This is a genomic window from uncultured Oribacterium sp. (assembly GCF_902481605.1).
Classification (GTDB): domain Bacteria; phylum Bacillota; class Clostridia; order Lachnospirales; family Lachnospiraceae; genus Oribacterium; species Oribacterium sinus.
The window spans coordinates 19292-33303 of sequence record NZ_CABSXI010000023.1 but is presented as its reverse complement, the minus strand read 5'-3'; the positions used below and the strand labels follow the sequence as shown (position 1 = coordinate 33303).

The window sequence follows — 14012 nt, the reverse complement described above, 5'->3', positions numbered from 1 at the left end:
ATAGGCTTCGGCTCTAAGGTGGTGGTTACCGGAGATTTAACCCAAAAGGATTTGGAAGAAGGAAAGAAATCCGGTTTGGAGGATGCTATCCATGTTTTAAAAAATGTGGAGGGAATAGCATTTTCCACCCTTACCAGTGAAGACGTGGTTCGTCACCCCTTAGTGCAAAGAATCGTTAATGCCTACGAAAAGGACGAAGAAAGAAAAAAGAAGGATAAATATGCAAATAGACATTCAGTGGGAAGTGAAGGAACAAACAAGTCTGGATTACGAAAAAATCATTCAGGATATCGTGGAGGAAAGTCTTGATTATGTTTCCTGTCCCTATGATGTTTCCCTCTCCGTAAGCTTTATAGAGTCAGAGGAGATGCGGGAATTAAATCTAAGCCAAAGAGGAATTGATTATGCAACGGATGTTCTGTCTTTTCCTTTATTGTCTTTAGATCCTCCGGGAAGCTTTCCTGAAAGCTTGGAAGAGGAATGGGGGAATTTTGATCCGGAAACCGGAGAGCTGATGCTGGGAGATATTGTCCTAAACTGGGACAAGGTAAAGGAACAGGCGGAGAGCTACGGCCATTCTTTGGAGAGAGAGCTTGCTTTTTTGATTGCCCATTCCCTTTTACACCTTTTCTCCTATGATCACATGGAGGAAGAGGAACGAAAAGAAATGGAGCAGAAGCAGGAAGAGATATTAGAGAATAGAGGATATTACCGATGAGAGAAGGCAGAAGACAAGTCTCCACAAAAAGAAGATCAAGCGGAAATAATTTTGTTCTGCAGGGATCTCTTCTTGCAGTTGCCGGAATTCTGGTTCGCCTTATCGGCATGGTTTACCGAATTCCACTTTCCGCAATTATTTCCGATGAGGGAAATGGTTATTATACCTCAGCCTTTTCTATTTATACCCTACTCCTGATTTTATCCAGTTATTCCATGCCCACTGCCATTTCCAAGCTGATTTCTCAGAATTTGGCGGCGAAACGTTTTAAAAATACGGAAAGAGTTTTAAGGGTTTCTTTTATTTATGCTTCCATTATGGGAGCAGTTATGGCTTTTGTACTCTTCTTCGGGGCGGATGCCATAGCCGGAGCCTTGAAAAAGCCCTTTGCTTCTTATGCCCTTAGGGCCTTGGCTCCAACCGTTTGGATTATGGCCTATCTTGGACTTTTGCGCGGGTACTTTCAGGGCATGGGAAATATGATTCCTACAGCTATTTCTCAAATCTTGGAACAGATTGCCAATGCCGTTTTTTCCGTTTTAATGGCATACCTTCTTTTCGCTAAGGGAAAAGAAGCCAATTTGCTATACAATAACACGGAGTATTCCTATGCATTCGGTGCTATGGGAGGAGCTATCGGAACCGGTGTGGGAGCTTTTATTGCCCTGCTGTTCTTTTTGATGCTTTATTCCTATCAAAGACCAAGACTTAGAAAGAGAGCCAAGAAGGATAGCAGTATGGTGGAAAGCTACGAGCGCTCCGCCTTATTGTTGTTTTCAACTATGGTTCCTATCCTGATTTCCAGTACGGTATACAATATTTCCTCCGTTTTGGATGATTATTTTTATTCCAGCATTATGACTAAGCTTCAGATTCCCACCAAGCGGATTGTAATGGAGTGGGGAATTTTCGGGGAATATCATATTCTCTTTAATATTCCCGTGGCCTTGGCCAATGCCTTATCCTCCTCTTTGATTCCCAGTCTTACTGCGGCGGTTGCTTCCCATGATCGGAAAAAGACCCTTGGACAAATCCAGACCAGTATTCGCTTCAGCATGCTGATTGCCGTGCCATGTACGGTGGGGATGTGTATTTTGGCGGAGCCTCTATGCAGAATGCTTTTTCCCGGAAAAAATGTAATGCTTTTGATTAATGTGACCAGAATCGGAGCCTTAGCGGTTTTGTTCTATTCTCTGTCCACCATCAGTAATGCCATTTTACAGGGATTGGGACATCTGAATCTGCCTCTTAAGCATTCCATCATTTCTTTGGTATTTCATTTGGCCAGTTTGTTACTTCTCTTATATGGAAAAACCGGCATCTACGGAGTAGTTGTTTCCAATATCCTTTTTGCCATCATGATGTGCATCTTAAACCAGGCCGCTATAAAACGCCATACCAGATGCGTAATAGACTGGGGAAAAACCATAGGATATCCTATTTTAGCTTCTCTCATTATGGGAATTTTTGCATTTGGCTGCTATTTCTTGATTCATTTCCTTCTTCCGGAGAAGCTTGGGAAGGGAAGAATCGGTTCCGCCCTGTCTTTACTTCCGGCGATTTTCGTTGCGGTGGTTCTCTACTTTGGAAGTCTTCTGAAGATGAATGCCTTTTCCAAAGAAGACCTGGATGAAATGCCTATGGGGGGACGTTTAAAGAGATTTATAAAGGATTAAAAGCGAAAACTATAAATAAGCTTAAATTTAAAAAGATGAAATATAATCAAAGGATATAGAAAAGAATAGGGGCAATATGAAGGATTGTATCATTGTGGGAGGAGGAGCTGCCGGTATGGTGGCTGCCATAGAAGCAAAAAGAGCCGGTGCAAAGTCGGTTCTTTTGGTGGAAAAACAAGCCTGCCTTGGTAAGAAATTAAGTCAGACCGGAAACGGAAGAGCCAATTATACCAATCTTTCCATGAATGCCAATGCCTATCGCAGCAATCATCCGGAATGCATTCCTCCCTTTTTAGCACAGTTTGATAGCATAGATTCTCTGGAATATTTCAAGGCTTTGGGAATTTATCCCAAGTTTAGGGGAGACTATGTGTACCCCTACTCGGATCAGGCAAAAAGCATGGTGCAATGTTTGGAAAATGCCCTTTATAATCTGGGTGTAGAAATCTGTCTGCAGCATAGGGTTGAAGCAATTTCCTGGACTGAGAAAGAAGGATTTTTTCTTAAAGGAAAAAAGCTTCTGCCTAAGGGAGGAGATGATTCTTCCTTTCACAAGGATCATTTTTCCGACTATGCTCTTGTTTCCGGAAGTAAGGAAAAAAACAGAAAAAAGGAAAAGAATAAAAAAGAAAAAATAGAATGGGAAGAAAAAGCGTTTTCTCTACAAGGAAGGAAGCTTTTAATTGCCAGCGGAGGACTGGCTATGGAAGCTCTTGGAGCTTCCGGTGAGGGCTATGGTTTTGCGAAAACTTTATCCCATACGGTTTCTCCTCTTTTCCCCAGCCTTGTCCCCATCTATACCAGGGAAGACTATGTTAAGCTTTGGTCCGGTGTCAGAGTGGATGTGAGGGCGAAGCTTTGGAAAGAGCAGGATTTACTTTTTCAGGATGAGGGAGAACTGCAATGCACGGATTACGGGATATCCGGTATTATCGTTTTTCAAATGAGTCGCCTGGTGCACACTCTATTGCAAGATAAGGCAAAGTTTTCTTTGGAACTGTCCTTTCTTCCGAAATTCGAAGAGGAGGAGGCCAAAAACTATTTTCTTAAAAGAAAGGAGCTTTTGGAAAGGGAGAAGGGAGACGCCTTTCTTCTGGGACTATTTCCGGAAAAGCTGAGTCAAGTGCTTTACGAAAGGGTAAGTTTTCCCATAAAACAAAAGATAAAAGATATTTCGGATAAAAAAATTTTGGAATTATGTCTTCTTTGCCTACATTTTCCCTTTCTTCCGGAAAGAATCGGAGATTTTCAAAGAGCCCAGTGTACGGCAGGGGGGGTAAATTTATCGGAAATTTTTATTCCGGATTTTCAAAGTAAAAAGAATCCGGATTTATATTTTGCCGGAGAGATACTGGATGTGGACGGCATTTGTGGAGGCTATAACCTTCATTTTGCCTTTGGATCGGGAATTTTGGCAGGAAGAGCCATGGGGAAGAAAAATGATTAAAATTGGACAGTTAAAACTCGCTGTAGAGGAGGGACAGGAAGCCCTTCTTCCGGCCATTGCCAAGTGCCTGAAGCTGAAAAAGGAGGAGATTTCTGCTTATCAGATTCTTCGCCGTTCTTTGGATGCCAGAAAAAAGCCTCAGCTCTTTTATGTGTATACGGTTTCCGTAGAGCTAAGAGGAGTTTCGGAAAAGAAAGTTCTGGCCAAGGTAAAGAATAAAGATATTCAAAGCTATATTCCCGTATTGTATCAAGAGCCTAAGTGTCCGGAAAAGATTCAAGGAAAGGCTTTGGAAGATTTCTTTCAACGGGAAGAGCATCGCCCTATAGTGGTGGGCTTTGGACCGGCAGGAATCTTTGCAAGTCTACTCTTGGCTAGAGCAGGCTGTCGCCCCATTGTTTATGAGCGGGGGAAGGCAGTAGAGGAAAGAGCTAAGGATGTGGAAGCCCTTTGGGAAAAAGGGATTTTAAACAAGGAATCCAATCCGCAATTTGGAGAAGGGGGAGCAGGTACCTTTTCAGACGGAAAGCTCAATACCCTGGTAAAGGATCAAAACGGTCGTTCCCGTTTTGTCCTTCAGGAATTTATCCGGCATGGTGCCAAGGAAGAAATCCTCTATGATGCCAAGCCCCATGTGGGAACGGATGACCTGATTTCCATTGTTTCCTCTATCCGAAAGGAAATCGAAAGCCTTGGAGGAGAAATCCATTTTGGACAACAGTATCATTTTCAAAAGGAGGAGAAGAATCCTCTAATCATTGCTATAGGCCATAGTGCAAGGGATAGTTTTCGGGAGCTTTACGCTCTTTCTTATCCTCTTTTGGCAAAGGATTTTGCCATGGGCTTTAGAGTACAGCACAGTCAAAAAGATATCGATACAGCCTTATACGGCGAGATTTCTGAGGAATTAAGAGAAAAGCTGGGAGCCTCCGCCTATAAAATCAGTCATCAGGCAAAGCATCGTTCTTTTTACAGCTTTTGTATGTGTCCGGGAGGATATGTGGTAAACTCTTCTTCGGAGGAGGGAAGACTTTGTGTGAACGGCATGAGCTATAGCAAAAGAGATAGCGGCTATGCCAACTCCGCCATTATCTTCACGGTAAAAAAAGAGGAGTATGGTGGAGAAAATAATCCCCTTGCCGGAATTGCTTTACAGGAATACTGGGAAGAAAAAGCCTTTCACCTGGGAGAGGGAAGAGTGCCTTATAGCAGATACGACAAAATTAAAAATGTCGCAAATGAAATCGAAGATTTAGAGCTCATGCTGAAGGGACAGAGCAAGGAATGTGATCTAAACCCTCTTTTCCGGTTTGAAAACTATCCAAAGCTTGGCAATATAAAAGAGGATTTTATCGAATCTATGGAAGCCTTTGAAGGAAAGATGAAGGGATTTGCCAAGGGGAATACCCTGGTTTACGGCGTGGAGAGCAGAACCTCTTCTCCCCTTAGAATTTTAAGAGATGAAAATTTCCGCTGTATGGAGAAGGATATTTATCCCTGTGGTGAAGGGGCAGGATATGCAGGCGGCATAATGAGTGCAGCCATGGATGGTATGAAGGTGGCAGAGGCCTATATCCGTTCCTTACAAAACCGCGGATAGAAGATAAGAAGAGATTTCTTACCTACAGGTTTCAATAGAATACCGGAATAAAATTTAGAAATTGATTTTGAATTTGAGTATAGGAATAAAATTTAGAAATTGATTTTAGAAATTGAGTATAGAAATAGATCTTAGAAATGTGAGGGAATTGTGGGAAATAAATTATTTACGGAAATATTGGAAAACGCACCTGCCAATGAGCCGGAGCGCCAGTTTTACTTTATAGAACAAATCAAAGCCCTGTTGGATGTAAAAAAGGGAGAGGGCTATGAGGCCAAGGCCATGGTGACCGTCATCGGTTGCCAGATGTCTGCCAAGGACGGAGAAAAGCTTCAGGGAATTTTACAGGAAGCAGGCTATAGCATTACGGAGAAGGAAGAGGAAGCGGATGTAATCCTCTTTACCACCTGTACCGTCCGGGAGAACGCCAATCAAAAGCTTTATGGTCGTATCGGACAGCTTAAGCATCTCTATCAAAGAAATAAGGACTTAATCATTGGAATTACCGGTTGTATGATGCAGGAAAAGGATGAGGTGGAAACCATTCAGAGAAAATATCCCTATGTGCATCTGATTTTCGGTACCCACAATATCTATAAGTTGGCAGAGTATCTTTTGGAAACCATGCTCTCCAAGGAGAAGAAGGTAGAACTTTTGGAGGATAGTACGGAAATCGTGGAAAATCTTCCCTCCAAGAGGAAATATAGCTTTAGAGCAGCCGTAAATATCAGCTTTGGCTGCAATAATTTCTGTACTTATTGTATTGTGCCCTACGTGAGAGGAAGAGAAAAGTCCAGATATTCTCAGGAAATTTTGAAAGAATGTGAGGCATTAATTGCCGACGGCGTAAAAGAAATCATGCTCCTTGGGCAAAATGTGAATTCCTATGGCTTGGACAAGAAGGAGGAATGTTCCTTTCCGGAGCTTTTGGCAAAAATTGCAAAGCTTCCCGGTCTTAAGCGACTCCGTTTCATGACTCCGAACCCCAAGGATTTTTCCGATGAGCTTTTACAGGTTATGAAGGAAAATGAAAACATTTGCAATCATATTCACCTGCCCCTACAATCCGGCTCTACTGCAATTTTAAAGAGGATGAACCGGCATTACAGTAAGGAATCCTATATGGCTTTGGTGAAAAAGGTAAGAGAAGTTTTGCCGGATGTGAGTCTGACGACAGACATTATAGTAGGTTTCCCCGGGGAGACGGAGGAGGATTTTCAGGATACCATGGAGGTGGTAGCCTACTCCAAGTTTGATTCCGCTTTTACCTTCCAGTACTCTAAGCGTACGGGAACTCCGGCTGCTAAGTGGGAAGCAGTTCCTGAGGATGTGGTTAAGGAGCGATTCCAGCGACTGTTAGAGCATATTCGTCTTCATTCAGAGGAGCGAGAAGGAAGAGACCTGGGTAAGGTCATGGAAGTTTTAGTGGAAGAAAAGGACAAAGAGTCCGAGAATATGTTGACCGGAAGACTGAGCAACAATGTGCTGGTTCACTTTGAAGGTGGAGAGCGCTTAATCGGAGAAATTGTTCCGGTTCGTTTGGATAAATCTATGGGCTTTTATTACTATGGGAGTGTTCTTTAATGGATGAAGCAAAATTATCCCCTATGATGCGGCAATATTTGGAGAGCAAGAAGGAGGTACCTGATGCCCTCCTCTTTTACCGCATTGGAGATTTTTATGAAATGTTCTTTGAGGATGCCATCAAAGCCTCCAAGGCTTTGGATTTGGTGCTTACAGGGAAGGATTGCGGTCTGGAGGAAAGGGCTCCCATGTGCGGAATTCCTTATCATGCGGCGGATTCCTATGTCAGCAAATTGGTTTCCCAGGGCTTTAAGGTCGCCATAGGAGAACAGGTAGAGGATCCAAAGCTTGCCAAGGGACTGGTAAAGCGGGAGATTATCCGAGTGATTACCCCCGGAACCCAGACCGAGGAAACTGCTTTAGAGGAAGGGAAAAATAACTATCTTTCCGCCATCTATCCGGGAAACAGCGGCATTGGTCTTGCCACCGTGGATATCAGTACCGGAGAGCTATACAGTTTAAGTGTTTCCGACAGCAAGGAGCTTCTGGATGAAATTTCCCGTTTTTCCCCAAAGGAGATTCTCTGCCCCATAGGCTTTTTAGAGGATAAAGAATTAAGCTCTGCTTTGGACAGTCGCTTTAGCCTAAGCATTACAGAAAAGGAGAAGGATTATTTTGGAAAGGAAGAGGCGGATAAGATTCTTTCTTCCCATTTTTCTTCTTCCATCCCCGGTTTAGGCTTGGAGCATGCCCCCTTGGAAAGAAGGGCTTTAGGAGCCTGCCTACGTTATTTGTATGATACCCAGAAGAATATTTTATCCCATATTCGGCATATAGAGCGTTTTCATCGGGAAGACTATATGCTTTTGGACCTTTCCACCCAGAGAAACCTGGAGCTTTGGGAAACTCTTAGAGACAAGAAAAAGCGAGGAAGCCTGCTTGGGGTACTGGATAAAACCCATACCGCCATGGGAAGTCGTATGCTTCGCCATTTTCTGGAACGCCCTCTTCGGGAAAGAAAGAAAATGGAGGAGCGTTTGGATTGTATCGAAGAGCTTTGTCAGCGTTATATTGACGGAGAAGAGCTTAGGGAATATCTGGATTCCATCTACGATATGGAAAGACTGATCGGAAAAATCAGCATTTCCTCCGCCAATGCCAGAGATATGCTGGCTTTAAAATCCTCCTTGCAATTTCTGCCGGTGATTAAGAGGACTTTAAGCTCCTTTTCCGGAAAGCTTTTACAGGGCTTAGGGCAGGATATGGATGCTTTGGAAGAGCTTTATACCAGGATTGATGAATGCATTGAAGAAGATCCCCCCCTTAGCATTAAGGAGGGAGGAATCATTAAGTCTTCCTTCCATGAAGAGGTGCGACTTTTCCGGGAAGCGGGGGAGCATGGGAAAGAATGGCTGAACCGGCTGGAAGAGCGGGAAAGAGAAAAAAGCGGAATTAAAAACCTGAAAATCAAATATAACCGTATTTTTGGCTACTGTTTTGAAATCTCCAAGTCCTATCAGGGAGAAATTCCCGACTACTTTATCAGAAGACAGACTCTGGCACAGGCAGAACGATACACTACCCTAGAATTACAGGATTTGCAGAATAAAATCTTGGGGGCGGCGGAAAATTTGCAACAGCTGGAATACAGTCTCTTTGTAAATTTGCGGGAAGAGCTTTCCCGGGAACTTGGAAGAATGCAAAAAACCGCAAAGGAAATTGCCTTCTTGGATGCCTGCCTTTCTTTGGCCAAGGTGGCTATGCAGGAGCAGTATGTTCGTCCGAAAATCAATGAGGAAAGTAATTTAACGATTGTGGACGGTCGTCATCCGGTGGTGGAAAAACTTTTACAGGATCAAAGCTTTGTTCCCAATGATGCAAGGCTTGGTAAAGAGGAGAAGATTGCCATTATTACCGGCCCCAATATGGCAGGAAAATCCACTTATATGCGTCAGGTTGCCTTAATCGTGCTGATGGCTTCCATCGGCTCCTTTGTGCCGGCAAAGCAGGCGGACATTCCTATCTGCGACAGAATCTTTACCAGGGTGGGGGCTTCCGATGATTTGGCCTCCGGTCAATCTACCTTTATGGTGGAAATGAGTGAGGTTTCCAATATTTTACGAAATGCTACGGAAGATTCTCTTTTGATTTTGGATGAAATCGGAAGAGGTACCTCCACCTTTGACGGCCTTTCCATAGCCTGGGCGGTGGTGGAGTACCTTGCCAAGGAAATCAAAGCCAAAACCCTCTTTGCCACCCACTACCACGAATTAAGCGTTTTGGAGGGAAAACTGGAAAATGTGAAAAACTACTGTATAGCGGTATCCAAGGAGCAGGGGGAAATACAGTTCCTTCGTAAGATTATGCCGGGAGGGGCAGACGAAAGCTATGGTATTGATGTGGCCAAGCTTGCGGGCGTTCCCGCCCCTGTACTGGATAGAGCCAGAGAAATCTCCGCTTTTTTGAATGAAAAGGATCTTAGCCTTCAGCATTTGGACTTCGAAGAGGCCTTGGAAGAAAACTTCGAAGAGGATTTTCCGGAAAATACCTTAAAGGCCGGAGAAACAAGAAGAAAAAGTTCCGCTTCAGAGTTAAGTAAGGAAGAGAAAGAGGTTTTAGACTGTATTCGCAATGATTCCTTTGAAAGTATGAGTCCTTTGGAAGCCATAAATCTGTTGTTTAGTTTAAAGGAGAAACTTCGTTGAAAATTCACCTATTAAGCCAGGAGTGCATCAATCAAATTGCCGCAGGAGAGGTGGTGGAGCGTCCCAGCAGTATCGTAAAAGAGCTGGTGGAAAATGCCTTGGATGCTAAAGCTACGGCTATTTCCATAGAGATTAAGGGGGGCGGCATCAGCTTTCTTCGGGTAAGCGATAACGGAGAGGGAATCTTTTCCGAGGATTTGGAGAGGGCCTTTATGCCCCATGCTACCAGTAAAATCCAAAATCCCAAAGACTTGGAAGAGATTTTAAGCTTCGGCTTCCGTGGAGAGGCCTTGGCTTCTATTGCTTCCGTGGCTAAGGTGGAATGTATCAGCAAAAGGCAGGAGGATTTTCTTGCCCACAGAATTCTTGTGGAGGGAGGTAGCTTCTCTCCGATAGAAGAAGTAGGGGGAATGGACGGTACCAGCATTTTGGTGCGGGATCTTTTCTACAATGTGCCTGCCAGAAAAAAGTTTTTATTAAGTGAAAGCACGGAAGCCAGTAGGGTTGAGGAAATGGTGGAAAAGCTGGCTCTAGCCAATCCGGGCATTTCTTTTCATTTTGTAAAGGATGGAAAAAGTCGATTCCAAACCCTGGGAGGAGGGAAGCTTTCCGATGTGGTATTCGGTATTTACGGAAAGAGCTTTGCCAAGGATAGCCTGGAAATAAAGGAATCCTATTATCCTTCCAGCCTAACAGGATTGGCTACCCTGCATATTGAGGGGCTTTTGGGAAAGCCAAGCCTTACCCGTTCCAACAGGCAATATGAAATTTTCTTCGTGAATGGTCGTTTTGTGCGGGATTCTTTACTAAGTAGAGCCCTGGAGGACGCCTATAAACCCTTTTTGATGCAGCATAAGTTTCCCTTTGCCATCGTCTTTTTACATCTAAGCCCCAATCTTGTGGATGTGAATGTGCATCCCCAAAAGCTGGAGGTGCGTTTTCAGAATCGAGAAAAAATTTATCAGGCACTCTTTGACTGTGTAAGCAAGACTTTATCCAAAGCAGATTTGATTGACCATAGCCCCCTTTCCCTTTTCCAAAAGGAGAAGGAGGAGAAAAGTACAACATTTCTTTCCCCTTCCAGCCAGCTTTGGGAGAAAAAAGAGGAGAAAAAAGATAATAAAAATGATATTCCTGAAGAAGCAGTTAGAAGTGATCAAAACGATAAGCAAGGTGCCGAACAGATTTCTGCAATAAAAGAGCAAGAGAAGGAAAAAGCAGAAGCTGTAAATCAAGGGTACCCTATAGGAGAGGCTTCAGAGAAGGCTTCAGAAAAAGCTTCAGAAAAAGCTTCAGAGAAGGCTTCGTTTAGAATAGAAGTTCCGGAGCTGAATCAGCAGAAAGCAGCAACAAGGGAAGAGAAGCTTATTTATGAAGAGTTTGACTTAACAAAGGGGATTCGTTTAGAAGAAGAAAAGGCTTCTGAAAAGGAAGAGAATACTATCCCAAAGGAAGAGCAGCTTTTCACCGAATCGGAAAATCTCCCATCAGCAGAACAGGAAAGTCTATTTTCTCCTTCCTTTTTCTCCGAAGAGGGAGAAAGGGAATTCCGCCTGATTGGGCAGGTTTTTCAGACTTACTGGTTGATAGAATTTCAAAAGGAACTCTTTATTATGGATCAGCATGCTGCCCATGAGAAGGTGAACTTTGAAAGAATGCGAAGGAATTACCTGGAAAAGCCGGGAATCAGTCAGGGAATTCTTCCCAAAACCATGGTCTTTAGTGCGAAAGAGGAAGAGCTCTATGAAAAGACCAAGGACTATTTTACCCATCTTGGCTATAGAATCCGAAAGGAAGAAGAGAAGCGATATGCCTTAGAAGGAATCCCTGCGGACTTTCCTTCTTTGGATGCGGAAATGCTTTTCCATGAAATTCTGGATGCTCTTGCAGAAGAAGGAAATCTTTCCGAAGCGGAGAGCGTCTATGATAAAATTGCTTCCATGGCCTGTAAGGCATCTGTAAAGGGGAATCAGCTCCTAAGCTTTAAGGAGGCGGAGGCTTTGGTAGAGAAGCTTTTTACCTTGGAAAATCCTTATGCCTGCCCCCATGGACGCCCCACCATTGTGGCCTTCAAAAAGCAGGATTTAGAGAAAATGTTTAAGAGGATTGTATAAATGAATCTTTGGGAAAAACATAAGCCCTTATTGATTTTGGCAGGTCCTACCGCAGTAGGAAAAACCGGTACCTCCATTGCCTTAGCCAAGGCTTTGGACGGAGAGTGCATTTCCGCTGACTCTGTTCAGGTTTACAAAGGACTGGATATCGGTTCCGGTAAGGTGAAAGAAGAAGAGAAGCAGGGAATTCCCCACCATCTTCTGGATATCCTTAATCCTTCTGAGAATTATGATGCCAGCCTATTTCAAAAGATGGCAAGGGAAAAAATTGCCGAGCTTTACAGTAGAGAAAAACTTCCCATTTTGGTGGGGGGAACCGGATTCTATATTCAAGCCATGCTCTATGATATAGACTTTCAGGAGGAGAATCAGGAAGAAAAGGATAGAATCCGAAGGGAGCTAACGGACAGGCTGGAGAGAGAAGGGACGATTCCCCTTCACCAAGAGCTGTCCCAAGTGGATCCGGAAGCAGCAAATGCTATCCATGAAAACAACAAGCAGAGAATCATTCGTGCCTTGGAATATTATTATCTGCATAAAAGTCCCATTTCCCAACATAATCAGGAAGAGCAAAAAAAAGAATCTCTCTATGATGCTCTATTTATAGTATTGTGTAGAGAACGGGAGAAATTGTATCAGGGTATCCATGACCGTGTTCTGCAAATGAAGGAAGAGGGCTTGTTTCAAGAGGTTCAGGCTCTTTATGAGCAGGGCTATCGGGAAAATATGCCGGGCTGTAATGCTATAGGCTATAAGGAGGTTTTTGCTTATTTAGAGGGACGATACACAGAAGATGAGTGTATCGAAAAAATTCAGCAGCATTCCAGAAACTATGCCAAAAGGCAGATGACCTGGTTTAGAAGAGAGAAAAATACCATCTTCCTCTCTGAGGAGGAATTTGCAGGGGGTAAGGAGGAAAGAATAGAATGGATTATCAAAGAATCTATGAAGAAATGGGCATTTCTCCGGAAGTAATTGCCTATAGTGAAAAAATATTAAAAAATCTGGAGAGCCGTTTCAAAGAGATTGATGAAATTGCGGAAATCAACCAATTAAAGGTTTTACAGGCTCTGCAAAAGGCAAAGGTTTCAGAGGCTCATTTGCTGGGCAGCACCGGATATGGCTACAACGATATCGGAAGAGATGCCCTGGAAGAGGTTTACGCCAATTATTTTCATACGGAGGATGCCTTGGTCCGTTCCCAGATTGTCTGCGGAACCCATGCTTTGGCCATAGCCCTGCAGGGAAACCTTCGTCCGGGAGATGAAATTTTATCCCCGGTAGGTAAGCCCTATGATACCTTGGATGAGGTTATCGGAATCAGAGACTCCCTAGGCTCCTTGAAGGAATTTGGTGTGAGCTACAAAGAGGTCGCTTTACTGCCGGATGGTTCCTTTGATTATGAGGGTATTAAAAATGCCATTTCCGAAAAAACCAGATTGGTGGAAATTCAACGTTCCAAGGGCTATAGCGATAGAAAGAGCTTCAGTCCTAAGGAAATTGGAGACTTGATTCGCTTTATCAAGGGCTGTAAGAAGGATTTGATCTGCATGGTGGATAACTGCTATGGTGAATTTGTATGCACGGAAGAGCCCAGCGACTACGGAGCCGATATGGTGGTAGGATCCCTCATTAAAAACCCCGGCGGAGGACTGGCTCCCATCGGAGGCTATATTGCCGGAAGCAAAGAATGTATTGAAAGGGCAGCGGTGCGACTGACTGCTCCCGGCTTAGGAAAGGAGCTCGGCCCTTCCTTACACTGTAACAAGGATTTCTTCCAAGGCTTTTTCCTGGCACCTACTGTTACCGCTTCAGCGGAAAAAAGTGCGATATTTGCTGCAAGTCTTTTTGAATCCCTGGGCTATCCCTGTCACCCTAAAGCGGACAGTCCAAGAAACGATATTATTCAGGAAATTCGTATGGGGAATGGAGAAGCTTTACTGGCTTTTTGTAGAGGAATTCAGGAAGCTTCTCCGGTGGACTCCTTTGTTCGCCCGGAACCCTGGGATATGCCGGGCTATGAGGATCCGGTGGTCATGGCTGCAGGGGCATTTATTTCCGGCTCCAGTATTGAATTATCCGCAGACGCCCCCCTAAGAGAGCCCTATTCCGTATATTTTCAGGGCGGCCTGACCTTTGCTCACGGAAAATTCGGTGTGATCAAGGCTCTGGATAATATTTTTAAGGCAGGACTTGTAAAAATTCCAAAGGAATAAATACCCAAGTAA

At 43.8% G+C, this 14012-nt stretch carries 10 protein-coding genes; all 10 read left to right on the top strand.

Translation table 11 applies throughout. The features are described 5' to 3' along the window. Window positions 1-309 (top strand): PhoH family protein (locus RDQ32_RS05735; protein ID WP_308579454.1); only part of this gene is annotated, 309 nt, incomplete at its 5' end. Then, window positions 221-718, top strand: a complete 498-nt coding sequence (ybeY, locus tag RDQ32_RS05730; RefSeq protein ID WP_040648309.1) for an rRNA maturation RNase YbeY — start codon at window positions 221-223, stop codon at window positions 716-718. The genes RDQ32_RS05735 and ybeY, both read left to right, overlap by 89 nt. Further along, window positions 715-2394 carry a polysaccharide biosynthesis protein gene (locus RDQ32_RS05725; protein WP_007156092.1) on the top strand — a complete coding sequence of 560 codons (1680 nt, stop codon included), beginning with the start codon at window positions 715-717 and terminating at the stop codon, window positions 2392-2394. The genes ybeY and RDQ32_RS05725 overlap by 4 nt, the downstream gene beginning before the upstream one ends. 76 nt (window positions 2395-2470) lie before the next feature. Then, the gene (locus tag RDQ32_RS05720) at window positions 2471-3841 is read left to right on the top strand and encodes an aminoacetone oxidase family FAD-binding enzyme (RefSeq protein WP_308579453.1); all 1371 of its coding nucleotides are present in this window, start codon (window positions 2471-2473) and stop codon (window positions 3839-3841) included. Next, the gene (locus RDQ32_RS05715) at window positions 3834-5441 is read left to right on the top strand and encodes an FAD-dependent protein (RefSeq protein ID WP_308579456.1); all 1608 of its coding nucleotides are present in this window, start codon (window positions 3834-3836) and stop codon (window positions 5439-5441) included. Before RDQ32_RS05720 ends, RDQ32_RS05715 begins: the two co-directional genes overlap by 8 nt. A gap of 150 nt (window positions 5442-5591) precedes the next feature. Further along, on the top strand, window positions 5592-7025 hold the full coding sequence (miaB, locus tag RDQ32_RS05710; RefSeq protein ID WP_308579452.1) for a tRNA (N6-isopentenyl adenosine(37)-C2)-methylthiotransferase MiaB: 1434 nt from the start codon (window positions 5592-5594) through the stop codon (window positions 7023-7025). Further along, window positions 7025-9670 carry a DNA mismatch repair protein MutS gene (mutS, locus tag RDQ32_RS05705; protein ID WP_308579451.1) on the top strand — a complete coding sequence of 882 codons (2646 nt, stop codon included), beginning with the start codon at window positions 7025-7027 and terminating at the stop codon, window positions 9668-9670. Before miaB ends, mutS begins: the two co-directional genes overlap by 1 nt. Next, window positions 9667-11784: a DNA mismatch repair endonuclease MutL gene (mutL, locus tag RDQ32_RS05700; protein WP_308579450.1), complete on the top strand. Its 2118-nt coding sequence runs from the start codon at window positions 9667-9669 to the stop codon at window positions 11782-11784. Before mutS ends, mutL begins: the two co-directional genes overlap by 4 nt. Further along, window positions 11785-12759, top strand: a complete 975-nt coding sequence (gene miaA, locus RDQ32_RS05695; RefSeq protein ID WP_308579449.1) for a tRNA (adenosine(37)-N6)-dimethylallyltransferase MiaA — start codon at window positions 11785-11787, stop codon at window positions 12757-12759. Continuing rightward, entirely contained in the window at window positions 12711-14000 is a 1290-nt protein-coding gene (locus tag RDQ32_RS05690; protein WP_308579448.1) for a methionine gamma-lyase family protein, read from the top strand. Before miaA ends, RDQ32_RS05690 begins: the two co-directional genes overlap by 49 nt. Window positions 14001-14012: the final 12 nt, after the last annotated feature.